The organism is Geomonas limicola, assembly GCF_014193675.1.
Lineage (GTDB): Bacteria > Desulfobacterota > Desulfuromonadia > Geobacterales > Geobacteraceae > Geomonas > Geomonas limicola.
On record NZ_BLXZ01000005.1, the window covers coordinates 1 to 26,175 of the forward strand.

The window sequence follows — 26,175 nt, forward strand, 5'->3', positions numbered from 1 at the left end:
ACCCTGTCGACCCACGAGGCGGTCACTGTCTCCGACGCAGTGACCGTGGCCCAGGCGAACGGGATCCAGGCAGTGACCGACGGTGTCATCACCGCGACCCTGAGCGACACCTCGGCAGCGACCCTGGCAGGCCTCAACGGCACGGGCAATGCCTACACCGTTACCGTTGCCGGTACCGCCAATGCCAGCGAGCTCGGTATCATCGACTCGGCGACTACGCTCACCATCGACGCCAGCGGGGTCACTGCAATCACTGGTTCGGCGGCAGATGTCCTCACGGTGATCGGAGCTTCGGGCATCACCCTATCCGGTACCGAGGACATCACCATCACCGGTAACCCCAGCGTGGCCGACCTGAACAGCATCGACCTAGCCACCAGCGGCACCATAACCGCAACGCTGAGCGGCAATGCCGCCGACCTGGTCGGCCTGCACGGTACCGGTAATGCCTACTCCGTCACGGTGAACGATGCCGCTACCCTGGCGCAGCTTGCTACCATCGCCACAACCAACAGCATCACTGCATACGCCGGCATCACTGGGATCGCTGCCGACTTCGCCGATGCGGCCGGCACCAGAACCGCGGATGCCATCACCTACGTAACCGGCAGCCACGGCGTGACGGTCACCGACGCCGCCACCATTGCCCAGTTGGCCAGCATTGATGCCAACACCAGCGGAACCCTCAACTACAGTGCAATTACCGATACCTCGGCCCATCTCAGTGCTGATGCCGGGTTCTATGTCACCGGTTCGGTGAACGTCACGGTGACCGACGGTGTCGCCCTGTCCGACCTGGTAGCTCTCGAGGGTTACACCACCGGCCTGGTCACCGCCATGAACCTCTCCGATACCGCGGCCAACCTCACCCCGGCCGGCGTCGCTTCGGTTCATATCGCCTCCGGCTCCAACGTGACCGTCACCGATTCGGCCACCGTGGCTCAACTCGCAGCAATCGACGGTGCCAACGGCTCCGGCACGCTTACCTACACCACACTGACCGATTCGGCAGCCCACTTGGCGACCGATGCCGCCACCAACGCCGGGGCAGGCACCTACGTGATCGCCGGCCACAACGTCACCCTTACCGACACCGCAACCGTCGCGCAGCTGACCGCCATCGATGCGGCAGCAGGGACCGTGACCTACACCACGGTGACCGACTCCGCCACCAACCTGGCGACCGACGCCGCGACCAACGCAGGAGCGGGCACCTACGTAAGTACCGGCCATGACGCGATCCTGAGCGGTACTGCAAACGTGGCCCAGCTCACCGCCATCGACCTGGCGGCCGACAACGTGACGTACACCACGGTGACCGACTCCGCCAGCAACCTGGCGGCAGACGCCGCTACCAACGGCGGTACCGGTACTTTCGTGACGGCAACCCACGACGTCACCGTGAACACCACCGCGAGCCTCGCCCAGTTGGCAGCCATCGACGCGGCAGCCGGCACCGTGACCTACACCACGGTGACCGATTCCGCCACCAACCTGGCCACCGATGCCGCCACCAACGGCGGTACCGGTACCTACGTCACCGCAACCCATGACGTTACCGTCAACACCACGGCGACCGTCCAGCAGCTCACCGCCATTGACGCGGCAGCCGGTGCCGTGACCTACACCACGGTGACCGACAGCGCGGCTAACCTGTCAAGCGACGCTCTCACCAACGCCGGGGCCGGTACCTACGTCTCGGTGGGCCACGACGTAACCGTCAACACCACGGCGAGCGTGCAGGAACTCACCGAGATCGACGCGGCAGCCGGTACCGTGACCTACACCACGGTTACCGATACCGCGGCACACCTGGCCACCGACGCTGCCACCAACGGCGGGTTGGGAACCTACGTCAGCGTTGGCCACAACGTGACCGTCAGCACCACGGCGAGCGTACAGCAGCTGACCGCCATCGACGCGGCAGCCGGCACCGTGACCTACACCACGGTAACCGATAGCGCGGCCAACCTGGCCGCCGATGCGGCAACCAACGCGGGGGCCGGAACCTACGTCTCGGTCGGCCACAACGTGACGGTCACGGACCCTGCCAGCATCCAGCAGCTGACCAACATCGATGCCGCGGCCGGCACGGTCACCTACAGCGCCATCACCGACACCGAGGCTCACCTCATGGCTAACACGGGGGGCTACGTAACCAACAACATCAACCTCACCGTCACCGACGCGGCGACCCTCACCCAGCTTGCCATCCTGGACGGCATGAACGGGGCAGGGGGCTCGGTGGTAGCAACCGTGGTCAGCGACACCCTGGCGAACCTGAGCGCCGACGCGGCAACCAACGCCGGTGCGGGTACCTACGTCACCGCCGGCCACACGGTTAACGTGACCGACACCGCAAGCATCGCCCAACTGGCAACCCTCGACGCACTGGCGAACGTCGGGACCGTGGTCGCCTCGAGCGTCACCGACACCTTGGCCCACATTCAGGCCGACAACACCGGTGCCGGCTATACCACCGGCCACAATGTCACGGTGACCGATGCCGCCACGGTAGGCGAACTGACCGCGATCGACGTCTACGCCGCCACGGTCACCGCCAGCACGGTGAGCGACACCCTGGCCCACATCCAGGCCGACAACGTCGGCTCCGCCTACAGCACCGGCCACAACGTCCATGTCACCGACTCGGCGACCGTCGCCGAGCTCGCCACCGTCGACGGCTACGCCGCCGTCGTCACCTCCGCAGCCGTTCTGGACACGGCCGCCAACCTGGCCGCCGACGCGGCTACCAACGCCGGAGCCGGCACCTACGTCACCAACGGGGTCCATGTAATAGTGGACGGCACCGCAACCATCGCGCAGATGAACACCATCCACACCGCCGACACTACCGGCATCCTCACCTACAGCATCCTGGATACCGCGGCGCATATCCAGAGCGGTCTGGACGCCGACCCGAGCATGTCCCTGGTGCAGCACGCTGTCACCGTGGACGCCTCGGACAACGTGCTGCACCTGACCGCCACCGAATTCAGCAACTTCCTGGCTGGCTCGGCGCACCTGGCAGGCGACGACACCGTGATCCTCAACGATGCCGGTACCACGGGCCTTGCCCTGCACAACTACGGCGGCAACTCCACCATCGTCCTGGGCGGAGCCGCCAACGGCAACTACTTCGTGAGCCTGGGCGACTCCGGCGACACCACCATCCACCTGGGCGGCACCGGCAACCACACCATCGGCGCGACCGACGGCGTAACCGAAACCTTCATCCTGGATGCCGCACAAAACGGCGGCTCGGTCATCTCCGGCCTCAGCGGTGCTGACCATGACGTGATCCAGCTCGACTCCGGCGTGGGCACCCTCTTGAACGACGCTCACCACGTCTCCACCGCGGGCGAGGTCACCTCGGCCGGTCAGTGGTCCTTCGTGGGGAACACGCTGACCTACTTCGACAGCGCCCACAACGCGGTCGAGTCGCTCACCCTGGCGGGTACCTACAGCACCGTGACCCTGCAGGGCGACGGTCATACCTTCCATCTGGGCTAATAGGTTAAGCACAAGATAATGTGACACTGTCAATGGCGGTGTCGTACCGGGGGAAACGGTGCGACACCGTTTTTTTGTGCGGTCGGTGCAGTCAAAACGAAAGAAAAGTTTAAGCCTTAACAGGCACAGCCATTGCAAACACTCAGTGCGAACCGTGGCAGATAGACCGTTTCGGATCGTTTTGAGAGAAATCGTGTCAAGGAAACGTAAACACCACGCAAAAGTATTTCTTCCACTTGACACCGGTTCAAAAAATTGACTCTTCCCGCGTGCCGAGGCCCTCGTCGGACGAGGACAGTGGCGGGCGGGTTCCCCGCAACATCCACCCAGGACAGGTGACAATGCTTCGAACCGCATTACTGGCAGGACTGGTCGCTTCCACCATCTGCGTCCCCGCGGCGCAGGCAGAAAGGTACAGCTTCGAGCAACTGATGAGCGCCGCTTCGGCGAGTTACCCCACCGTGCTCTCCCGGGAGTCGGCTCGCGAGGCTGCGGCAGCCGACGTGAAAAGTGCCGAGTGGCAGCGTTTTCCCGCTCCCAGCATCGAGACCAACACCGACCGCTCGGGGAACAACAACGTGGTGTTCCGGCTGCAGCAGGTGCTCTGGGCCGGTGGCGGCATCACCGGCGGCATCCAGGCGGCGCGGGCACAGTACGACGCCTCGGACAAGGCGATCCGCGAGGCCCAGTACGACGTGGTCTCCCAACTCATCGAGGCCTACGTCGACGCGGTACGCCAGCAGGAGCGCCGGGTAATCAGCCGGCAGAACCTGAAACAGCACCAGCTTTTGGACGATACCATCAAGCGCCGGGTCGCCTCCGAGATCAGCCCCGAGGTGGACCACCAGCTCTCCCTGTCCCGGCTCTCCCAGGCGGTGAACGACCTCTCGGTCATCGACCAGGCACTGTCCCGCAGCCTCACCACGCTTTCCCAGCTCTCCGGGCATTCCGTGACCGAAGCCACCCCGCTTGAACTCGCCTCGATAGCGGTCCCCGCGACCCGGGACCTCGCGGTGCACGATGCGGTGGCGGTTTCCCCGTCGCTGGCGCGACTCAGCTTCGAGGAGCGCGCCGCCGAGGCCCAGGTCACGGTAAAAAAGGCGGCGCTCTGGCCCCAGGTGGCGCTGCGCTACGAAAAGAGCTTCAACAACAACGCGAGCATCTACGGGGCTACCAGCGACAACCGGATCATGGCGGTGGTCCAGGCCCAGCCGGGCGCCGGGCTCTCCGCCTTCACGGGGGTGGCCTCGGCCGAGGCGCGCACCCGGGCGGCCCGCCAGGAGCGCGAGGCGACTATGCGCGACCTGGAGCGGGTGATCTCCAACGCCTGGAACGACCGCGAGGCCGCGCGCAACCAGCTCGAGTACGCCAACCGGGCCCGCACGAGCGCCCAGGATGTGGCGGAATCCTACAAACGGCAGTACATCATCGGCCGCAAGGCCTGGCTCGACGTTCTTAACGCGGTGCGCGAGGCAACCCAGTCGGAGCTGAGCGTCGTCGACGCCCGGGCCCAACTGGCGGTCACCACCCTGAAACTGGCGCTGTACACCGACAACCTGAGACTGGAAGTGAAAAAATGAGCGACTCGACCTTGATTCCCATCATCGAACATTCCGCCATGCTGGTGGGCCAGGCGGTCCCGCGCGCCTGCCTGAACGACATGGCCAAGGAGATCGACCGGGCGGGTGAACAGGAAGAATTGGCCTCCCTGGTGCAGCGGGTCTGGAAGGCGGGGCGCCTGGACGGGCTCCCGAAACCCCTGGAGAACCCCGACGCCCCGGACTGCCCGTTTCTGGCCCGCGATCCGCAGCACGGCTGGTGCGTCGCTGTCTCGCGCAACCCGGACGGCAGCTGGCTCGCGCAGGCTTCGGCGGGGGGCAAGGTCTCCATCGACGCGGCCGCCGCGCAGTGCCTGAGCATCCCGGCCCGTGAGGTGGTGGCGGGAAGCACGACCCGCTCGCTAGACGTCATCTGGCAGACGGTCGGCAAGTACCGCAGCGTCTTCGCCGAGGCACTCCTGGCCACCTTCCTGATCAACTTCCTGGCCATCGCCACCTCGATCTACAGCCTGCAGGTCTACGACCGGGTGATTCCGCACAACGGCTACCAGACGCTCTTCGTCCTGACCGCCGGGGTGGTGCTCGCCACGCTCTTCAACGTGGTGCTCACCCAGGTGCGCGGCACCATCCTGGACAAGACCTCGACGCTCATCGACCAGGAGCTCTCGGAGTGGTTCTTCGAGCGCGCGCTGGGGATCCACCTAAGCTTCCGCCCCAAGTCGGTGGGGACGCTCTCCTCGCAGATCAAGGGTCTCGAGCTGGTGCGCGGCGTGATGAGTTCTGCCTCGCTGTTCCTGTTGGCCGACATCCCCTTCGCCTTCTTCTTCATCTACATCATCTACCTCATTGGCGGCCTGGTTGCCGTGGTACCGCTCATCTTCTTCTTCATCTCCGCACTCTCCGGGATCCTCTTTCTCTGGAAGATCAAGAAGTACACCCAGCTGAACCAGGGGCAGAGTAACCGCAAGGTGGGGCTTTTGGTCGAGTCGATCGACTCCATCGAGATGGTCAAGGCGAACGGCGCCGAGTTCGAGCTGCAGAGCCGCTGGAACGCCCTGGGGAACGAGGCGGCCGAGGTGGACGACAAACTTAAACGCTACTCGGTGCTCCCCGGCAACATCGTGAGCTTCCTCTCCCAGATGGCCTACGTGGCGCTGGTCTGCTTCGGTGCCTACCTGGTCACCCTGCACCAGATGACCATGGGGGCGCTCATCGCCTGCAGCATCATCTCGGGGCGCATCCTGTCTCCCCTGGGGCAGCTCCCCGGCTTCATGATGCGCTGGGGGCACGCGAAATCCGCCATCCAGGGGCTGGACCAGCTCTTGAGCCTCCCCAACGAACTGGACGACCGGGCCCATGCGCTCATCCCGGGGCACCTGGAGGGGCAGCTCAGGGTCGAACAGGCGGTGTTCCGGTACGACCGGGAGATTTCCGCCCTCGAAGTGGCCAACCTGGACATCAGGCCGGGCGAGCGGGTCGGGATCATCGGATCGATCGGCAGCGGCAAGAGTACCCTCTTAAAACTAGCCTCGGGACTCTACCGGCCGGCCGCGGGGCGCGTTTTGCTGGACGGCATGGACATCTCGCTCATCTCGCCGCGGGTCTTGCGCCAGGCGATCTTCTACCTGCCCCAGGACATCCACCTGATGAGCGGCACCTTGCGCGACAACGTGCTGCAGGGGCTGCCCGATCCGGGCGACGAGGCTATCCTCGAGGCGGCCAAGAAGACCGGGCTCTTCGAGCTGGTGCGCCAGCATCCCAAGGGGCTCGCGCTCCCCATCTCCGAAGGGGGACGGGGGATCTCCGGCGGGCAGCGCCAGGCGATAGGGCTCACCCGGATGCTCCTCGCCAAGCCGCAGATCATCCTCCTCGACGAACCGACGGCATCCATGGACGCCGGCACCGAGGCGCTCCTGGTCGCCACCCTGAAAGAGGTGGTCTCGCAAGGGGCGACGCTCCTGGTGGCCACCCACAAGAGCGCGCTCTTGCCGCTCCTGGATCGCCTCCTGGTGATGAAAGGGGGGAAACTCTACATGGACGGCCCGCGCGACGCGGTGCTCTCCCGGCTCTCCGGGCAGGGGTAGGGCAGGGCGGAAACCGGAACACAACGAGTACCAGCGAGGAAAGGTTATACCGATATGAAAGACCAACGACGCGCCGCAAAACCCTCAGGAAAGATCCTCTTCATCACGAGTGCCGTGGTGATCGCCACCTTCTGCGCCTGGTCGGCCTGGGCCAAGATCGACATCATCATCCGGGCGCCGGGATCGGTCATCACGAGTGCCCACAACCAGGTGATCCAGGCGGCCGACGGCGGCACCATCAAGGACATCCTGGTGAAGGAAGGCGACACGGTGCGCCGCGGGCAGAAGCTGGTGATCTTCGAGCAGGTGAAGACCCAGACCTCCTACCTGGAGACCCTGGCGAAGACCGCTTCCCTCAAGGCGACCATCGCGCGCTTGAACGCCGAGATCGCCGGGCGCGAGCCCCAGTTTCCCAAGGAGCTGCGCGCCTATCCTGAACTGATCACCAACAACGAGACCCTGTTCCGCAAGCGCCAGGCTGCCATCCGAGACGACCTCGCCACCCTGGATAAGTCCCGGGAACTGGCCAAGGACGAGCTCGCCATGAACCTGCCGCTGTTAAAGACCGGCGACGTCAGCAAGGCCGAGGTGTTGAGGCTGCAGCGCAACGTGGTGGAGATCGAAGGGAAGATCTCCAGCATCCGCAACAAGTACCTGCAGGACTCCCAGGCCGAGCTCTCCAAGGCGACCGACGACCTCGAGTCCGTGCAGCAGGTTTTGACCCAGCGCAAGGACCTGTACGTGAACACGGTGATCGAGGCTCCCATGGACGGGGTGGTCCGCAACATCCGCATCACCACCCGCGGCGGGGTGGCGCGCCCCGGCGAGGAGATCATGCAGATCGTCCCCAGCGACGACAAGCTGGAGTTCGAGGTGAAGGTGCAGACCGCCGACGTCGCCTTCGTGAAGCCGGGGCTCCCCGCCACCATCAAGATGGACGCCTACGACTATTCGATCTACGGTTCACTCTCGGGGGTGGTGACCTACATCAGCGCCGACACGGTGAGCGACGAAGTGCGCACCCCCAACGACAAGCCGTACTTCAAGGTGCGGGTCCGGGCGACCGGGAAGAACTACCTGGGGAAGGCGGCCGAGACCATCAAGATCCAGCCGGGGATGACGGCTTCGGTGGAGATCAAGACCGGCAACAAGACGGTCTGGAACTACCTCACCAAGCCGCTGTCCAAGACGCTGAACGAATCGTTGGGTGAAAGATAAATGCCGATGACAGGAGGGATGATATGAACCCGCAGAAAACGTTGCTGACGCTCGCCGCCCTGGCGCTGGTCGGCCTGGTCCCGGCAGTCGGCCACGCCGACTACGCCGCTGCAGTCAAGGCCTACCAAAGCGGCGATTTCGTCACCGCCTACCAGGAGTACCTGGCGCTGGCCAAGGCGGGTGACGCCCGGGCCCAGAGCACGGTGGCCTGCATGCTCCAGGCAGGGGAGGGGGTGAGCCGCAATCCGGAGCAGGCGCTCCCCTGGCTGAAGAAGGCCGCGGAGGGTGGGGTCGCCCCGGCGCAGTTCAGCCTGGGCAAGGCCTACGAAACCGGCCAGGGTACCGACCGCGACCTCGCCAAGGCGCTGGTCTGGTACGGAAAAGCTTCCGAGAACGGCGACGCCAAGGCCCTGGAGAACTTCAGGCGCCTGGACTCCCTGCGCACCCTGCCTGCCCCGGCTGTGGCGAAGCCTGCACCCCAGCCGGCCGCCGTGGTGCCGATAGCCACGGTAAGCGCGGCCCCGGTACCGACCCCTGCAAAACCGGCCCCTGCGCCGGTCACGGTCGCCAAGGTAGCTGCGCCTACGGCTCCGGTCGCCGCCCCTGCCGCAGCCGAGGCGGACGACATGCCTGAATTGCGCTTCGGCAGCATGATGGCTCAGAAGGCGGAACCGGTCCCTGCGGCAAAGCCCGCGGCAGCTCCGGCGCCCCAGCCGGTGGCCAAACCGGCACTCCCCCCCGCACCGAAACCGGCCGCAGTTAGCGCGCCGAAAGCGGTTGCCAGTGCACCCGTTGCCGAAACGAGCCCGCTCGCCAGGAAGCGCAAGGCCGCCGAGGCCGGCGACGTCGAGGCGCAGCTCTACCTCGGCTGGTGCTACAGCTCCGGCAAAGAGGTGCCGCAGGACAAGCAGGAAGCGGTGGTCTGGTATAAAAAGGCCGCGCAGGCCGGCAACCTGAAGGCCCAGGTCGCGCTGGGCTGGCTGTACTTCAGCGGTGAGGCGGGCAGCAAGGACCTGAAAGAGGCTGCCCTCTGGTACAAAAAGGCCGCTTCCCAGGGCGACGCCAAGGCCAAGGGGATGCTCAAGCGCATCGAGCTCGCCAGCGCCAACCGCTAGTTATCACCCGCTAGATACAGACGAAAGCCACCCCCTGCCCGGGGGTGGCTTTTTTTCGTTTTCCTTCGAACCTCGTCTCGACAGCTCTAGAGCTGGCCCCCCTGTTCAAAGGTTGCACCTGCCCCAAGCACTCCACCCGACGGGTACCGCCCCTGGCAGCACAGCTTTTGCTCTTCCTCTGCGGTTTTCTGCTGTGCAGCTCATGATCACCTGCCGCCGTGCCTCCCGAAATGGCTGAGAGTCGATTAGTCAATGTAATATCAGGCATCTAGGTGATCTTATTGTTAGAGATTAATCGGTATCAAATTTGTAAGCATTAATTTAATGCTGCGCTTTTTCCTGGAATGACCTCACCTGCGGGAAGGCTGCGGAAATCGTAAAGGAGGTGCACGGGATCGAGGATCTCAACATGCTCTGTGCTGCATCGATGGTAACCGGGAGGGACCGGGCGGGGTCGTAAGTTCGGGAGAGACAGCCAAAAAAAGAGCTGCAAAAGGAGAGTTATGTGATGAGAACCGTGCTAGCCAGAATCTTCACGTTGGCGGCCCTGATGCTTCCCGCTGTCCTGGCTGTGGCCCAGGGAGTGCCGGTTGCCGCAAGCCACGCGGTCACCGGGTGGAGTGCCGGGGACACCGCAGCAACAGTCCAGATTGCCTTGCAGGTAACCAATCCTGGCAATGCGACCCTTAAAGATGTGAGCCTTTCGGTTGTGCCGATGGCGCCGGTTACCGGGGGAGAAGCCGCGGTCCAGGTCGGGACCCTGGAACCTCGCCAGAAAAGAACCCTTTCCCTCACGCTCCAGGCGCACCCGGTATCCGGTGCCAAACAGGTTGCGCTGCTGCCCCTCCGTTTCACCGGCAGCTACCTCGACGAAGACGGAACCGAGCACGCCTTTCCAGTTACCAGCTTCCCGGGAGGTGAGAAATGAGACACCATGCCATCAGCAAAGCCATCACAGCGCTGGTCCAGCTTCTCCTGGTTCTGGTGGGATTCGCGACTGCGGCTCAGGCCGCGCCGGGCGACTTCCTTTTCAGCATCGGTGAACCTACGGTCTACGCGCGGGCATTTTTTCAGACGGTGGACAGCTCCGGCACCATCCGTTACCTGCTCACCGACAGCTCAGTCATCAAGGCGGACAGCGCCGGAAACGTACTCGCCCAGTGGGGGAGCTTCGGTACCGGCAATGGCCAGTTCCAGCACCCCATGGATGTCGCACTGGATAGCTACGGCAACGTCTACGTGGTGGACCAAGGCAACAACCGGATCCAGAAGTTCGACTCGTCAGGCAACTACCTCACCCAGTGGGGGAGCTACGGGCAAGGCGACGGGCAGTTCAACGCGCCTATAGCGATGGCCGTCGACCGCAACCAAATCGTGTATGTTGCTGAATATTCCGGTTCGCGGGTCCAGAAGTTCGACAGTTCCGGACACTTCCTGGCCCGGTGGGGGACTCAGGGCGACGCCGACGGCCAAATCAATGGCCCCCAGGACCTGGCAGTCGATGGCAGCGGCAATGTCTACCTGCTCCAAATAGACAGGTTCCAGAAATTCACCAGTACGGGGACCTTCCTGTTCCGCGTGGGGAACCACGGTTCCGGACCCGGGGAGTTCAACAACCCTTCGGGGATATCGGTCGATAGCCAAGGGAACCTGTTTGTCAGCGATGCCGGCAACAACCGGGTCCAGAAGTTCGACAGCTCCGGTAACTTCCTGATGCAGTTCGGCAGCCTAGGGATCGGTAACGGCCAGCTTAACTTCCCCGGCCGAAACGGGGTGGACGGAGCCGGGAACTTCTATGTGAACGACTACGGCAACCGGAGGCTGCAGATCTTTACTAACGCCGGTAGCTATCTCTCCCAGACCGGGAGCCTCGACCCCGGCAAGCTCGGGAACCCGCAGGGTGCCGCCGTCGATAGGCTGGGCAACCTGTACGTCTCGGATTTCGGCAATCGGATCCAGGTGTTCGCGCCATCGGGGCAGTTCATGGCCGGCTGGAGCTACCCGGAGGCGGTCAACATGGCCTTTGACGCCAGCGACAACCTTTACCTGGCGGGGTTCATTCCCCTGGTGAAACTCGACAATAACGGGACCTTCCTGCTGGATTTCGGCAGACCGCCAACGGTGCTCCTGATCCAACCGGACAGCATTGCTGCGGATGACGCCGGCAACATCTACGTGCTCGATACCCATTTTGGCCTGGTGGAGCAGTTCGACAGCTCGGGGAACCACCTGAAGACCTGGCCCGATCAATCAGGTTCGGCGCCGGGGAGGCTCCAGTTTGCTTACGGTATTGCCAGCGACCGTAACGGCTTTCTCTATATAAGCGATACCTACAACGACCGGGTGCAGAAATTCGACAGCCTCGGCAACTTCGTTACCCTCTGGGGCAGCACCGGTTCGGCGCCGGGACAGTTTTCCCGTCCGGACGCCATTGCCGCCGACACCAGTGGCAATGTCTACGTGGCCGACGGTTCGCGGGTCCAGGTCTTCAGCAACACCGGAGGATTGGTGGCGCAACTGGGTGCCTTTGGTAACGGACCGGGCCAGTTCGACCGGGTGGGCACCCTGTCCTGCGACCGGCGGGGGACCAGGGTCTACGTGGTCGACCCCAACAACAATCGGGTCCAGGTATTTGAAGGCTATGGCAGCGCGCAGACCTACAGCCTAAGCTACAGTGCCGGCCCCGGAGGGAGCATCTCGGGCGAAAGCCAGCAGACGGTAGCCGAGGGGGGGAGCGGGAGCCCAGTTAGCGCCGTGCCCGCATCCGGCTACCACTTCGGATCCTGGAGTGACGGGGTGACCAGTGCCTCCCGCACCGATACCAACGTGAGATCCGACCTGAACGTCACGGCAACCTTTACCGCGGGACCGCTTACCTACACACTCACCTTCCTGGCCGGCCCCAACGGATCGGTCCAGGGAACCTCACCGGAAATCCTCTGGCCGGGCGGGTGGAGCGACCCCATCACCGCGGTCCCGAATGCCGGCTACCGTTTCGTCAACTGGACTGGGGACAACGGCTTCCTTACGACCTCGGAAAACCCGCTGCAGCTGAGGTACGCCTCCGCCACGCAGACCATCACCGCCAACTTCGCCCCCGTGGTATCGACGGCGCGGTTAAGCTACAGCGCCGGCCCCAACGGCAGCCTCAGCGGTGCCGCTTCGCAGGTGGTGCCGCTCGGGGGGAGCGGAACGCAGGTTAACGCCATCGCCAACTGGGGCTACCACTTCGTCTCCTGGAGTGACGGCCTGACCAGCGCCTCGCGCACCGATACTAACGTACGCGGAGACCTCACGGTCACCGCCAGTTTTGCCGCTGACCAGACCACCTACACACTCACCTTCAGCGCCGGGGCCGGCGGCAGCATTAACGGCGTGAGCCCGGAAATCCTCTGGCCGGGCGGCTGGAGCGACCCGATTACCGCCATTCCCAATGCGGGCTACCACTTCCTCAACTGGACCGGCGACAACGGCTTCGTCGCCAGCACCGAGAATCCGCTGCGGGTGAAAAACGCCTCGGCAAGCCAGAACATCCGCGCCAACTTTGCAGCCGACCAGTCCACCTATACGCTCACCTTCAGCGCGGGTCCGGGCGGCAGCATCAACGGGACCACTCCGGAGATCCTCTGGCCGGGCGGCTGGAGCGATCCCATCACTGCCGTTCCCAGTGCCGGCTACCACTTCGTCAACTGGACCGGCGACAACGGTTTCCTCACCAGCACCGAGAACCCGCTACGGGTCAAAAACGCAGCGGCAAGCCAGAACATCACCGCTCATTTCGCCGTTAACCCGTAACCCTCAGCAACTGAAAAGGACCACCAGGGCTCGCCCTTCCCGAAGGGCGGGCCTTTGTGCGTTCCGGGGCGGAGGGGGACGATCCGTTCAGGCGGAACCTCTCTGGGGGGAGCCGGGTCCGGGGTGTGCCGCGTAAGGGTGGGGAGCTGGTGGTGCCATTGACGGAAAGATTAGAGTCTATAAACTTAACGGGTGCTGGAGGGGCAGAACCTCGCCCGCACTTCACGAGGTTTGCTGGAGGGAACCATGACACGACGCAGCCTGAACATCCTGATGATCTGCCACCGCAACCGGTTGGATGCCTACGCGCGGCCCCATGCGCTGGCCGCGCAGCTGGTGCGGCGCGGGCACCGCGTCACGCTGCTGCTGCATTCGGTGAACGACCGCTTCGGGATCAGGACCTTCGACTGGGACGGTGTGCGTGCGGTGGAGATTCCGGATCTGCTCTGGGGACGGATGCGCACCGGTTGGGATCCCTGGAACACCCTGAACCGGATTTACTTCTTAAGCCGGGAGAAGGAGCGCTACGACCTGGTGCACTGCTTCGAAACGCGGCCCGCGACCATCTACCCGGCGCTGTACTTCGTGCGCAAGCACAACCTCCCCTGGATCACAGACTGGAACGACTGGTTCGGCAGGGGAGGGCTCATCGAGATCAACCGGCCCGGCTGGTACCGGACCATCTTCGGCGGACTGGAGACCTACTACGAGGAGGCCTTCCGTCCCAAGGCAGACGGCCTCACCGTGATCTCGACCGCACTGGCCGACCGCGCCAGCGGGCTGGGACTGCTTCCCGAGCAGGTCTGCCATATCCCGGGAGGCACCTTCCCCGACTGGTTCAAGGCGCGCTCCAAGCAGGAGTGTCGGCTGCGCATGGGGTTCCCCATGGGGGCGAAGATCCTCGGGTTCAGCTCCTCGACCTCGCACTTCGATCTGGAGATCGTGCTCAAGGCGCTGAAGCGGGTAGCCGCGGAATATCCGGATGTGATGCTGGTGATTACGGGCAAAGCCCGCAAGGCGGTGCGCGAAATGGTGCGGGAGTTCGAAGTGGAGGCGCAGGTGCATTTCACCGGCTACGTTTCGCTGGAGGCGCTCCCCTGGTACTTGGGGTGCGCGGACCTGTTCCTGCTTCCGATGGCTGACCGCCCCTACAACTGGGGGCGCTGGCCCAACAAGATGTGCGAGTACCTAAGCCTGGGGAGACCGACGGTGGCCAACCCGGTGGGAGACATCAAGAGTCTCTTCGAGAAGGAGCAGGTGGGGCTTTTGGCCGATTGGGACGCGGAGGATTTCGCCGCGAAGATCCTGCACCTGTTGCACAACCCGAACCTGGCGGCCCGGCTGGGCGAGCAGGCGCGCCTGGTCGCGGTGAACCTGTACGACTGGCGCAAGCTGGGTGCGGACCTCGAGGCCTTTTATTTCCGGGTACTGGAGAGCCGGGAGGAAGGGCCCCGGGTGGGGGAGCCGCTGGCCGACGACGATGTCGGTAAGCTCGCCGGCAGCCATCCCCACAGCACGGGCGGTTCGAGCATTCGGCAGTGGCTGATCGCCATCCTGAAGCACTACTTCCTGCGTGCGCACCTGGTCAGCTAGCGCCAACGACGCGGCGCTCCCGTTACCCTGGAAGAGCCGCGCTACTTTACCAATTCCAGGAACTCGTCTTCAGTAAGGACCGGCACCCCCAGCTGCCGGGCCTTCTCGAGCTTACTCCCCGCTTCGCTCCCCGCCACCACGTAATCGGTCTTCTTGGAAACGCTCCCCGCGGCGTGCCCCCCTTCCAGCTCGACGATCTTCTTCGCATCATCTCGTGTGAATCGGGTCAGCGTGCCGGTAAAGACGAAGGTCTTGCCGGTGAACCTGCCGCCCAGGCGCTTCTCCTCCACTGACGGGGTGACCCCGGCGTTCAAAAGCCGCCGGATGATCTCCTGGTTCTCCTGGTTTTTGAAGAAGTCGGTGATGCTCTCGGCCACCTGGGGGCCGACCTCCCGGATCGAGGTGAGTTCCTCCTCGGTCGCCTGGGCCAGGTTTTCGACGCTGCCGAAGGCGTTCGCCAGCAGCTTCGCGGTGTGCTCGCCCACGTTGCGGATCCCGAGCGCAAAGATGAAGCGGGAGAGCTCGCGGGTCTTGCTGTTCTCGATGGCGGTCAACAGGTTCTCGGAGAGTTTGTCCCCCATGCGCTCGAACTGCATGAAATCTTCCTTGGTGAGGGTGTAGATGTCCGCCACGTCCTTAACCAGCTGCAGGCTCAAGAGCTGCTCGACGAACTTCTCGCCAAGTCCCTCGATGTCCATGGCCCGGCGCGAGGCGAAGTGCTTCAGCGACTCCCGGATCTGGGCGGGGCAGGCGAGCCCCACGCAGCGCACCGCCACCTCGCCCGGCACCTGCACCACCTCGCCCCCGCACTCAGGGCAGGACGCAGGGATGGGCAGCGGCTCCTGGCGCTCGGCCCCCTCGACGGTGATGACCTTCACGACCGCCGGGATTACGTCGCCGGCGCGCTCCACCACCACGGTATCGCCCTTGCGGATGTCCTTTCTCTGCATCTCTTCCCAGTTGTGCAAGGTGGCGCGGGCGACCATGACGCCGGAGACCTCTACCGGTTTCAGGTGGGCGACCGGCGTGATCACCCCGGTGCGGCCGACCTGCGGCACGATGTCCTCGACCACGGTGGTTGCCTGGCGCGGCGGGAATTTCCAGGCGATGGCCCAGCGCGGCGAGCGGCTCTTCTCGCCCAGGTCGCGCTGCAGCTCGTAAGAATCCACCTTGATCACCACCCCGTCGATCTCGTACGGGAGTTCGTCACGGCGCTCCATCATCCCCTGGTAGTAGGCGAGCACCTCCTCGATCCCCGGCACCACGCGGGCCAGCTCGTTGACCGGCAGCCCCCATTCCGGGATCCTGGCGAGGAAGTCGCTCTGCGAGGCGAAGGAAATCCCCTGGGTCTCGCCCTGGGCGTAGCAGAAGATGGTCAGCGGGCGTTTCGCGGTGATGCGCGAGTCGAGCTGGCGCAGGGAGCCGGCGGCGGCGTTTCTCGGATTGGCGAAGACCGGGAGCCCCTCCTCTTCGCGCTCCTTGTTGAACTTCCGGAAGGGGGCGAGCGGCAGGTAGACCTCGCCGCGCACCGTGAAGAGTTCGGGCGGTTCGCTCGCGCGCAGGCGCAGGGGGATGTCCTTGATGGTTTTGAGGTTCTCGGTGATCTCCTCGCCGACCAGACCGTCTCCGCGGGTGGAGCCTATCTCGAAGAGGCCACTCCGGTACACCAGTTCCACCGCGAGGCCGTCCATCTTCGGTTCGCACATGTAGGCTACCGGAGCGTCGGAGGCGAGACCGAGGAAGCGTTTCACCCGCTCGTCGAAGTCACGGATGTCCTCTTCGGTGAAGCCGTTTTCCAGCGAGAGCATCGGCGTGGAATGGCGCACCTGGGAGAACTTGGCGAGCGGTTTGCCCCCCACCCGGTGGGTCGGCGAGTCCGGCTGGGCCAGCTCGGGGAAGGTCGTCTCCAGATCCAGCAGCTCCTTGAAGAGCGCGTCGTACTCGGCGTCGGTAATCTCCGGCATGTCCTTTTCGTAGTAGAGCCGGTTGTGCCGCTCGATCTCTTTGGCAAGAAAGCCGATGCGTTGAGCTGCTTGCTGCTGGTCCATAGGTGAAACTCCTTCAGATATTTAAAATGCGGAAGTTTGAGAGGTGCGATAACTACGGCAAAAGTTCGAACCACAGAGGTGCGCAGAGGATCACAGGGGAGGACCGGATCGAACTCAGGAATGCCGGAATCAAAATCCGGTGCTCCATCGCTGGTCGCAGTCATCCGGGCTTCCTGCTTTTGCTCGTTTTTACGTTCCTGCCTGGAAATGAGGACGCTTTAGCGTCCCAGTTTGCGGTAGCGCTCGACCCCAGAGCGTCATGCAACTCTCTAAGCCTTTCCTCTGGGTGCCTCTGTGCGCCTCAGTGGTTAAAGCTTGTTTCAAAATCACTCTGTATAGCATATGCCCAACCAGAAGGAAACTGGCATGGATATAGCGGCTTGATTTGCCACGGCGGTTCTGGTAACTATTACGGGCCGCCGTCTTCCCGACCGGCGGCTCTTTTTTGGCCTGCGTTCAAGTTCTGCAGCAAAAAAGGACGCACTATCAAGAGGTTTGCATGCTTGACCTTTCCCGTTTGAACCCCGAACAACTTGCCGCCGTCAAGCACACCGAGGGGCCGCTTTTGGTCCTGGCCGGTGCCGGCTCCGGCAAGACCGGCGTCATCACCTACCGGATCGCCCACCTCATCCTGAACAAAAAGGTGCCGCCGGACCGCATCCTTGCGGTCACTTTCACCAACAAGGCCGCCAAAGAGATGAAGGAGCGCGTCGAACACCTGGTGGGACGCAAGAACTGCAAGGGGATCGTGCTCTCCACCTTCCACTCGCTGGGGGTCCGGGTCCTCAAGCGCGACATCGAGTGCCTGGGCTACAAGAAGAACTTCTCCATCTACTCGACCGCCGACCAGGTGGGACTGGTGCGCCAGATCGTGCGCGAGGTGAACTCGGACAACAAGAAGTACGATGCCGAGCAGATCATCTGGCGCATCTCGGGGGCGAAAAACAAGCTGATCCCGCCGGACCGCTTCACGCCGAACCCTACCGACGACGTGGACATGATGGCGGCGCTCGTCTACCCGCGCTACCAGTCGGCCTTGAAGGCCTACAACGCCATCGATTTCGACGACATCATCATGCTGACCGCCGAACTCCTGCAGCACCACCCCAAGGTGCTCAAGCACTGGCAGGACCGCTTCAGCTACCTCATGGTTGACGAGTACCAGGACACCAACTCCTCGCAGTACCTGCTGGTGAACCACCTGGCGGCCGGCTGCGGCAACCTCTGCGTGGTGGGCGACGACGACCAGTCCATCTACGGCTGGCGCGGCGCCGACGTCGGCAACATCCTCGACTTCGAGAAGGATTTCAAGGGGTGCCGCACCATAAAGCTGGAGCAGAACTACCGTTCGACCGGCAACATCCTGGACGCGGCCAACAGTGTCATCAGCAACAACAAGGTGAGAAAGGCCAAGAAGCTCTGGACCGCCACCGGGACCGGGCCGCTCATCGACCTGTGCATCGTGCAGGACGACGAGGAGGAAGCGACCTCGGTGGTGGAGCGCATCCAGCTCGAGCGCTTCAAAAAAGACACCCCCTACAGCGACTTCGCCATCCTCTACCGCACCAACGCGCAAAGCCGCGCGTTCGAGGAGCAACTCCGCTTCGAGGACATCCCCTACGTGCTGGTGGGGGGGACCCAGTTCTTCGAGCGCAAGGAGGTGAAGGACACCATCTCCTACCTGAGGGTGATCGCGAACCCGTTGGACGAGGTGGCACTGCTGCGCATCATCAATTTCCCCAAGCGCGGCATCGGCGACCACACGGTGATCCGGATCAACCAGTGGTCCCTGGAACACGAGGTGCCGCTTTTCGAGGCGCTGGGAAGGGTAGGGGAGATCGAGGGGGTTACCGAGCCGATCAGGGACAAGGTGCTTGGCTTCCACGACCTGTTGGTCGACGCATCCGAGCGTTTCCGCGGCGAGGGGAACATTGCCGAGAAGGGAAAATGTCTCTTCGACAGCCTGGGGATCGAATCGGAGATCTACCGGACCATCGACGACCAGAAGGCGGCCCGGCGCAAGGTGGAGAACGTCGAGCAGGTGATCAACTCGATGGCGGCCTACGAGGACCGGGTCCCCGGCGCGACGCTCAACGGGTTCATGGAAAAGGTCTCGCTGATGGACGAGGACCGCTTCTCAGGGAAGGACAAGAAGGATCACGGCAAGGATGCGGTGACCCTCATGTCGCTGCATTCCAGCAAGGGGCTCGAATTTCCCTTCGTTTTCCTGGTGGGAATGGAGGACGAGATCCTGCCGCACAAGCGCTCCATCTACGAGGACGATTCCATCGACGAGGAGCGGCGGCTCTGCTACGTCGGGATCACCCGGGCGCGCCAGCAGCTGGTGATGACCCGCACCCTGTTCCGCAAGAAGTACGGCAAGCTGCAGGAGCGTATCCCGTCCCGGTTTTTGGAAGAGATCCCGCCGGGGGTGTTGAACGTGATCCAAAGTGGTGTGGTGCAGGAGACTTCGGAGGAAGAAGCAGAGAAGAGCGCGGAAGGTTTCTTCGCCAAGATGCGGGCGATGATGGGGTAGAGGTAGAGCTAGCCTGGATCAAAAGCTTGAACCACAGAGGCGCACAGAGGAACACAGGGTACAACCAAAAACATGACTAGTTTTTGCCGTTCCCCTGTCTCCCTCTGTGCGCCTCTGTCGTCAGGCCTTGCCTCGAGATGATTGTCCATCGTCAGTTATCAATTGGTTTGATTATCAATTGGTTTTCTTAATCGTCTTGTCGCCCGGATGCCAACCCAAGGGGCAGAGGGAGCCGGTCTGCAGCGCCTCGAGGACTCGCAGGGTCTCCTCGATGCTGCGCCCCACATCCAGGTTGTGCACCACCTGGTACTGGAGGATCCCCTCGGGGTCGATGATATAGAGCCCGCGCAGCGCCACCCCCTCTTTCTCATCGAGGCAGCCGTATTTGGCGGCGGTCTCCTTCTTCAGGTCGGAGAGCAGCGGAAACTGCAGGTTACCAAGGTCGCCACGCTGCACCCAGGCGAGGTGCGAGAACTTGCTGTCGGTGGAGGCTCCCAGCACCACCGCATCCAGTGCCATGAACTTGTCGAGGGCGGCGTTGAACCCGCGGATCTCGGTCGGGCAGACGAAGGTGAAATCCATCGGGTAGAAGAAGAGCACTACCCACTTGCCGTGGTAATCGGCCAGGTTTATCGTCTTGAATTCTTTTCCACTCTGGAGACTAACCCAGGCATCGAGTACAAACCCCGGAGCCGGTTCGCCGACCTTGGCCACGTGGGCTGGGGCGGGAGGAGCGGCAAAGGCCGGGGTCGCGGCCGGGAATATCAGGGCAGCGAGCAAAAGCAGCGCGGAAAGTTTCATGATGTTTCCTCCGGGAAGGTACGAATCGAGAACTCAGGATTTCTCTGAGCGCCCTGCAGGTCTCTAATAATACCCTTGGCTCTCGTCAAAATGCAACTCAATGAGGAAAAACTATTCACCTCTGGGGGTATGTATGATAAAAATACCGGATGAATCTCTGAACACATAACTCTACTAAAAGGAGCGTCACTACATGAGCGAAGAAAAAAATCCCCAGGTGGTCATGGAAACCTCGATGGGAACGGTAAAAATCGAACTGTTCAAGGACAAGGCTCCCATCTCGGTGCGTAACTTCCTGTCTTACGTCAAGGACGGCTACTATGACGGCACCATCTTCCACCGCGTGATCAAGAACTTCATGATCCAGGGCGGCGGTCTGGATGAGAACATGCAGCCCAAAAAGACCAAATTCGCCATCAAGAACGAGGCGACCAACGGTCTCAAGAACGTGCGCGGCACCCTCGCGATGGCTCGCACCTCCGTCGTGGACAGCGCCACTTCGCAGTTCTTCGTCAACGTCGTGGACAACGCCTTCCTCGACCACTCCGGCAAAACCCCGGACCGCTTCGGCTATGCCGTGTTCGGCCAGGTTCTCGAAGGTATGGACGTGGTCGATGCCATCCGCGAGGTGAAAACCGGTAACAAGGCCGGTCACCAGGATGTGCCGGCCGAACCGATCTTCATCACCTCGATCAAGCTCGCCGAATAGGGCACTGCAGCCTTATCCGGATCAAAAAGAAAAAGCCCCATCGTCACCGGTGGGGCTTTTTTGCGTCCGATCTGCCGGGAAGCTAGAGGGGCTGCACCGCAAGCTTCGGTGTGACGGTATCAAGCGGGATGCCCGAAGCATCTTTAACCACGAACTCCTCGAGGGAAAAGGAGCTGGCGCCGGGAAGCGTGGTCGAAGCGGTGCTGCAGGTGAGGGTGGCGAGCGGGCCGACCACCATGCCCGTGGGGTTGGCGACGATCACCTTGACGGTCGCCGGTTTGGATGTCGAGGCCGCCACAAAACGGGCGCCGGCCAAGGCCGTCGGGTCGGCGGCGACGAAAACGTCGGCGGCGATGACACCGGTATCCGCGGCCGCCTGCACCGTTACCCCCGCCGGAAGCCGCAGGGTTAGTTCGGCGGAATAATACACCGTCGCGGGATTCGCGGCCTGGGTCGCCAGCTGTACGGTCAGGTTGCGAGGCGGTACCGTGGCATCCATAACGCCCCCGGCGCCGGAACCTGTGCCGCAGCCAGAAAGTAGGTTCGCAGCCAATAACACCATCAGAATCAGGAACCTCATGTTTCCTCCTTACGCATCCGCCGCGTCATATCCTGGAGAGCTGTCGATCAACCGCGCCCGGAAATTCTAGCTGGCGAACAATGAGTTGCAATTAACAATGTCATCTCAAGTTGCCCCATGTATTTCCGAAAAGAAACCCCAGTGGCTGCCGTACTACCAGTTACTGGCTCAGTGTCAGGCTCGGAACTGTTTAATTCGTTGACAAATACAGAGCCCGATAATACAATTCCGAACTTTGGATCGATAGTTGCTGTACACCACAGAAGGGGGTTCATTCCATATGGAGATGAAGGATTTCATTTTTACTTCCGAGTCTGTCTCAGAAGGGCATCCCGATAAGGTTGCCGACCAGGTATCTGACGCCATTCTCGACGCTATCCTGACCCAGGATCCCAGAGCGCGCGTGGCCTGTGAGACCTTGGTAACCACCGGCATGGCTGTGATCGCCGGCGAGATCACCACCAATGCCGTGATCGACTACCCGAAGATTGCCCGTGAGACCATCCGCGAAATCGGCTACAACGATTCCGCAATGGGCTTTGACTGGGAAACCTGTGCCATCCTGACCTCCATCGACAAGCAGTCCCCGGACATCGCCCAGGGCGTCAACGAGGGCGACGGTCTCTACAAGGAGCAGGGCGCCGGCGACCAGGGCCTCATGTTCGGCTTTGCCTGCAACGAGACCCCGGAACTGATGCCGATGTCGATCCTTCTGGCCCACAAGCTGGTGTCCCGTCTGGCGGACGTCCGCAAGGCCGGTGTGCTCGACTTCCTGCGTCCGGACTCCAAGTCCCAGGTCTCCATCCAGTACATCGACGACAAGCCGGTGCACGTGGACACCGTGGTCATCTCTTCGCAGCACACCCCCGAGGTGTCCTACGAGATGATCAAGGAAGGGATCATCGAGGAAGTCATCAAGAAGATCATCCCGGCGAACCTGATGGACGCCAAAACCAAGTTCCTGATCAACCCGACCGGCCGTTTCGTCATCGGCGGACCGATGGGTGACTGCGGTCTGACCGGCCGCAAGATCATCGTGGACAGCTACGGCGGGCACGGTGCCCACGGCGGCGGTGCCTTCTCCGGCAAGGACCCCTCCAAGGTGGACCGTTCGGCAGCCTACATGGGTCGCTACGTGGCGAAGAACCTGGTAGCCGCCGGCCTGTGCGAGAAGTGCGAAGTCCAGGTCGCCTACGCCATCGGCGTGGCCGAGCCGGTCTCCGTCATGGTCGACACCAACGGCACCGGCAAGATCCCGTCCAAGCGGATCGCCGAGATCGTCCGTGAAGTCTTCGACCTGCGTCCGCGCGCCATCATCGAGCAGCTCGACCTGCTGCGTCCGATCTACCGCAAGACCGCAGCCTACGGTCACTTCGGCCGCGAACTCCCCGAGTTCACCTGGGAGCGTACCGACAAGGCCGCCCTCATCAAGGAAAAGGCTGGGCTGTAACAACAGATCGAGTTAACGCAAAAGCAAAGGGGCCGCCTGGTAATCAGGTGGCCCCTTTTTTTGTTAAAACCACGCACACGGATACCATCTGAAACAAAGACAAAACGGCCGGATACAGCTTCAAGGTTTTAACCAAGGACTATAGCTATCCTGCCTTTTTGCCTGGGTTTCCGTGTAATCCGTGTGCCGGGTTATCAGGGTTTTCTGCTGAACCGGTACCCCACGCCGCGCACGGTCTGAAAGTAGATCGGCTTGGACGGCTCGGGCTCGAAGTACTTCCTGAGCCTGACGATGAAGTTGTCGAGGGTGCGGGTTTCGGCGTCGGTGGAGTAGCCCCAGACGCTCTCCAGGATCACGCCGCGCGGAATTGCCTCCCCCTCGCGGTGGAAGAACAGGGAGAGCATCTTCACCTCGAGATCGGTGAGATCGATCTCCCCCTGGGGGGTCCGGGCCCGGTAGGAGAGCAGGAATACCTCGTTCTCCCCGAAACGGTACCCTTCCTCGACCGGGTCGGGACGGTACCAGGCGGAACGGCGTAGCATCCCGGAGACCCGCAGCAAGAATTCCTTGAGGTTGAACGGTTTCACCAGGTAGTCGTCGGCCCCGCCGGCCAGTCCCGCGATCCGGTCCCGCTCCTCGGAACGCGCCGTCAGCATGAGGACCGGCACCCGCGAGTCGAGCCCCCTGATCTGCTTGCAGACCTCGAAGCCGTTGATCCCCGGCAGCATCACGTCCAGGATGATCAGGTCGAACTTCTCGATCTTGACCTTCTCCAGGGCCTCCTCGCCACTCTCCACGTGGCTTACCAGGTAGCCGTCCTGTTCCAGATTGAAGGTGATCCCCCGCGCCAGGTGAATCTCGTCCTCGACCAGGAGGATTTGCGGTCTCTCCCCGTTCATCTACTGACCCCTCTGGTGCTGCCCGCCGGAAAGCGGCAGCATGATGTGGAAGGTGCTCCCCTTGCCGATCCCCTCACTCACCACGGAGACGCGGCCGCCGTGGGCGTCGACCACGGACTTCACGATGTAGAGCCCAAGACCGGTGCCGCGGATGTTCTCGCCGGGATTGCGCACCCGGTAGAACATCTCGAAGACCTGGTCCAGATCCTTCTGGCCGATGCCGATCCCGTTGTCCTGAAAGTCGAGCAGGCACTGCCGGCCGCTGCGCCTAAGCCGGACCCGGATCTCGGGGGAGACCGGCGAGTAGAGCAGGGCGTTCTCGAAGAGGTTTCGGAGGGCCATCTCCATTCCCTCGCTGTCCACCACGGCGGTGATACCCGGCTCGATCTCCACGGTGAGCCGCCCCCCCTCGGGAAGTTCGCTCCGCTTGCGTTCCAGGTACTCGGAGACGAACAGGGAGAAGTCGATGCGCTTGGCCCGCTCGCCCAACTGCCTGAACTCGATGCGGGTAGCCATCAACAGGTTGCTGATCAGGTGGTTCAGCCGCTCGGTGTCCGAGAGCATGGTGTCCAGAAAGATGTTCAGCTTCTCCTTGGGGAGCTCGCGCAGTTTGGCGGTCTCCAGGTGCAGCTGGATCGAGGCAAGCGGGGACTTCAGTTCGTGGGTGAGCTGCGAGATGTACGTGCGCTGTTGCAGGTAGAGCTTGGCCTGGCGGCGCCAGTACAGGAAGATGACGTACACGCCGGCCAGGATGACCAGGAGCATCAAAAGCCCCTCGACCAGCACCAGCCACTCGACTCCCTTGGCTACCAGCTCCGGCTTGTAGCGCAGCGCGAGCTCCCTGAACTCCTTGCTTCTTCCAATGAACCAGTAGATCCAGAAGACGACCACGCCCACCCAGACGAGCTGGATGCCGATCAATGCTATCAATGGATTGGACAACTTCCGGTGGATTCTCATGATCCATCCCATAGCATCGCGGTGGTGTTTTTGCAAGGGGTATTCTGGCGCGCTGCCGGCGTCTCTTTTTACATTTCTATTACAAAAGCTGACGCCGTTATCTGGTAATGTCTACACTACCGAATCAGGCCCAGGAGGTAGTCATGTTCAAGCCGTTGCGCATTGGTAAACACGAGGCACGTTTCCCGCTCATCCAGGGGGGCATGGGGGTTCGCATTTCCGGCGGTTCGCTGGCCGGCCATGTGGCAAAATGCGGCGGTGTGGGGCTGGTGGCCTCCCCCGGCATCACCCTCAACAGTGGTCTCTACAACGGCAGAAACTACCTGCAGACCAACGCTCAGGCCCTCAAGCTGGAGATCCAGAAAGCCTACGAGATCGCCCCCGACGGCATCATCGGCGTGAACGTCATGGTGGCGCTCTCCGATTTCGAAGAGCTGGTGGTCGCCTCGGTCGAAGCCGGCGCCAAGGTGCTGGTCTGCGGCGCCGGGCTCCCCATGACCCTGCCGGGGCTCACCGCCCACGCACCCGACGTGGCGCTGGTCCCCATCGTCTCCTCGGTACGCGCGGCGCAGCTCATCGCCAAGAAATGGGACAAAACGTACAACCGGCTCCCCGATGCCGTGGTAGTGGAAGATCCCGACACCGCCGGCGGGCACCTGGGCGAGAAGCTGGAGAACATCGGCAACGGCGACTACGACCAGTACGCCACCGTGCGCGGCGTGAAGGAGTTCTTCCGCAGCGAGTACGGCCTGGACATCCCCATCATCGCAGCGGGCGGCATCTGGGACCGCGCCGACCTCCTGCATGCCCTGGCAGAGGGTGCCGACGGCGTGCAGATGGCGAGCCGCTTCGTGCCGACCGTCGAGTGCGACGCCGAACCCGCCTACAAACAGGCCTACCTGGACTGCAAGAAAGGGGATATCGGACTCATCATGAGCCCCGCCGGGCTGCCGGGCCGCGCCATCCTCACCAACCAGGCTGACATTGTCGGCTACGACCAGGATAACGCCACGGTCTGCAGCATGGGGTGCCTCAAGAAGTGCAGCTACAAGGAGAGCGGCGAGCGTTTCTGCATCATTACCGCCCTGGATCGCGCCCAGCGCGGCGACGTCGACACCGGCCTGATCTTCTGCGGCACCAACGCCTGGAAGGCCGACCACATCGGCACCGTGCAGGAGATCTTCGACGAGCTGTTCGCGGAAACGGCAACCGACCGCGAGGAGTGCCACCAGGCCGCCTGACCGAATCCAGGATCCCAGGACATCTAGAAGAAGCCGTCTCAGCAAACGCTGGGGCGGCTTTTTTGATACCCGCA

The 26,175-nt window shown here is 62.8% G+C and carries 17 protein-coding genes; 12 read left to right on the forward strand and 5 right to left on the reverse strand.

Translation table 11 applies throughout. The annotated features are described in order from the left end of the window. The 8 genes from H7688_RS12715 to H7688_RS12750 form a co-directional block, all read left to right on the forward strand. On the forward strand, nt 1–3,513 hold a 3,513-nt coding region (locus tag H7688_RS12715), incomplete at its 5' end, for a beta strand repeat-containing protein (RefSeq protein WP_183361504.1). A gap of 341 nt (nt 3,514–3,854) precedes the next feature. Beyond that, nucleotides 3,855–5,093 carry a TolC family protein gene (locus tag H7688_RS12720; protein WP_183361505.1) on the forward strand — a complete coding sequence of 413 codons (1,239 nt, stop codon included), beginning with the start codon at nt 3,855–3,857 and terminating at the stop codon, nt 5,091–5,093. Continuing rightward, nucleotides 5,090–7,156 carry an ATP-binding cassette domain-containing protein gene (locus H7688_RS12725; protein ID WP_198424495.1) on the forward strand — a complete coding sequence of 689 codons (2,067 nt, stop codon included), beginning with the start codon at nt 5,090–5,092 and terminating at the stop codon, nt 7,154–7,156. Before H7688_RS12720 ends, H7688_RS12725 begins: the two co-directional genes overlap by 4 nt. Nucleotides 7,157–7,210: 54 nt before the next feature. Next, nucleotides 7,211–8,374, forward strand: a complete 1,164-nt coding sequence (locus tag H7688_RS12730; RefSeq protein WP_183361506.1) for a beta-barrel domain-containing protein — start codon at nt 7,211–7,213, stop codon at nt 8,372–8,374. Nucleotides 8,375–8,397: 23 nt separating this feature from the next. Next, complete coding sequence (locus H7688_RS12735; RefSeq protein ID WP_183361507.1) at nt 8,398–9,489, forward strand: tetratricopeptide repeat protein; 1,092 nt, start codon at nt 8,398–8,400, stop codon at nt 9,487–9,489. A gap of 508 nt (nt 9,490–9,997) precedes the next feature. Further along, on the forward strand, nt 9,998–10,417 hold the full coding sequence (locus H7688_RS12740) for a hypothetical protein (protein WP_183361508.1): 420 nt from the start codon (nt 9,998–10,000) through the stop codon (nt 10,415–10,417). Next, the gene (locus tag H7688_RS12745) at nt 10,414–13,284 is read left to right on the forward strand and encodes an InlB B-repeat-containing protein (RefSeq protein ID WP_183361509.1); all 2,871 of its coding nucleotides are present in this window, start codon (nt 10,414–10,416) and stop codon (nt 13,282–13,284) included. Before H7688_RS12740 ends, H7688_RS12745 begins: the two co-directional genes overlap by 4 nt. Nucleotides 13,285–13,530: 246 nt before the next feature. Next, nucleotides 13,531–14,877, forward strand: coding sequence for a glycosyltransferase family 4 protein (locus H7688_RS12750; RefSeq protein ID WP_183361510.1), 1,347 nt, complete (start codon nt 13,531–13,533; stop codon nt 14,875–14,877). Nucleotides 14,878–14,918: 41 nt separating this feature from the next. On the opposite strand, the gene ligA is transcribed toward H7688_RS12750, so the two are convergent. After that, nucleotides 14,919–16,925: an NAD-dependent DNA ligase LigA gene (gene ligA, locus H7688_RS12755; protein WP_183361511.1), complete on the reverse strand. Its 2,007-nt coding sequence runs from the start codon at nt 16,923–16,925 to the stop codon at nt 14,919–14,921. 499 nt (nt 16,926–17,424) lie between these two features. Between ligA and H7688_RS12760 the strand changes: the two genes are divergently transcribed. After that, nucleotides 17,425–19,461 carry an ATP-dependent helicase gene (locus H7688_RS12760; RefSeq protein ID WP_183361512.1) on the forward strand — a complete coding sequence of 679 codons (2,037 nt, stop codon included), beginning with the start codon at nt 17,425–17,427 and terminating at the stop codon, nt 19,459–19,461. A gap of 174 nt (nt 19,462–19,635) precedes the next feature. Here H7688_RS12760 and H7688_RS12765 read toward each other — a convergent pair whose 3' ends face one another. Further along, nucleotides 19,636–20,262, reverse strand: coding sequence for a peroxiredoxin (locus H7688_RS12765; RefSeq protein ID WP_183361513.1), 627 nt, complete (start codon nt 20,260–20,262; stop codon nt 19,636–19,638). 193 nt (nt 20,263–20,455) lie between these two features. On the opposite strand from H7688_RS12765, the gene H7688_RS12770 reads away from it, so the two are divergent. Beyond that, a complete protein-coding gene (locus tag H7688_RS12770) occupies nt 20,456–20,971 on the forward strand; it encodes a peptidylprolyl isomerase (protein ID WP_183361514.1) in 516 nt (171 codons plus the stop codon). 82 nt (nt 20,972–21,053) lie between these two features. Here H7688_RS12770 and H7688_RS12775 read toward each other — a convergent pair whose 3' ends face one another. Continuing rightward, nucleotides 21,054–21,551, reverse strand: a complete 498-nt coding sequence (locus tag H7688_RS12775) for a hypothetical protein (protein WP_183361515.1) — start codon at nt 21,549–21,551, stop codon at nt 21,054–21,056. 280 nt (nt 21,552–21,831) lie between these two features. On the opposite strand from H7688_RS12775, the gene metK reads away from it, so the two are divergent. Continuing rightward, nucleotides 21,832–23,001, forward strand: a complete 1,170-nt coding sequence (gene metK / locus H7688_RS12780) for a methionine adenosyltransferase (RefSeq protein WP_183361516.1) — start codon at nt 21,832–21,834, stop codon at nt 22,999–23,001. A 194-nt stretch (nt 23,002–23,195) separates the two neighbouring features. On the opposite strand, the gene H7688_RS12785 is transcribed toward metK, so the two are convergent. Together H7688_RS12785 and H7688_RS12790 are read right to left on the reverse strand one after the other, a co-directional pair. Next, nucleotides 23,196–23,900 (reverse strand): response regulator transcription factor, encoded by a 705-nt coding sequence (locus H7688_RS12785; RefSeq protein WP_183361517.1) that lies wholly within the window; start codon nt 23,898–23,900, stop codon nt 23,196–23,198. Next, complete coding sequence (locus H7688_RS12790; protein WP_183361518.1) at nt 23,901–24,860, reverse strand: sensor histidine kinase; 960 nt, start codon at nt 24,858–24,860, stop codon at nt 23,901–23,903. It abuts the gene before it with no gap. Between the two features lie 143 nt (nt 24,861–25,003). On the opposite strand from H7688_RS12790, the gene H7688_RS12795 reads away from it, so the two are divergent. Next, a complete protein-coding gene (locus H7688_RS12795; RefSeq protein WP_183361519.1) occupies nt 25,004–26,101 on the forward strand; it encodes an NAD(P)H-dependent flavin oxidoreductase in 1,098 nt (365 codons plus the stop codon). Nucleotides 26,102–26,175: the final 74 nt, after the last annotated feature.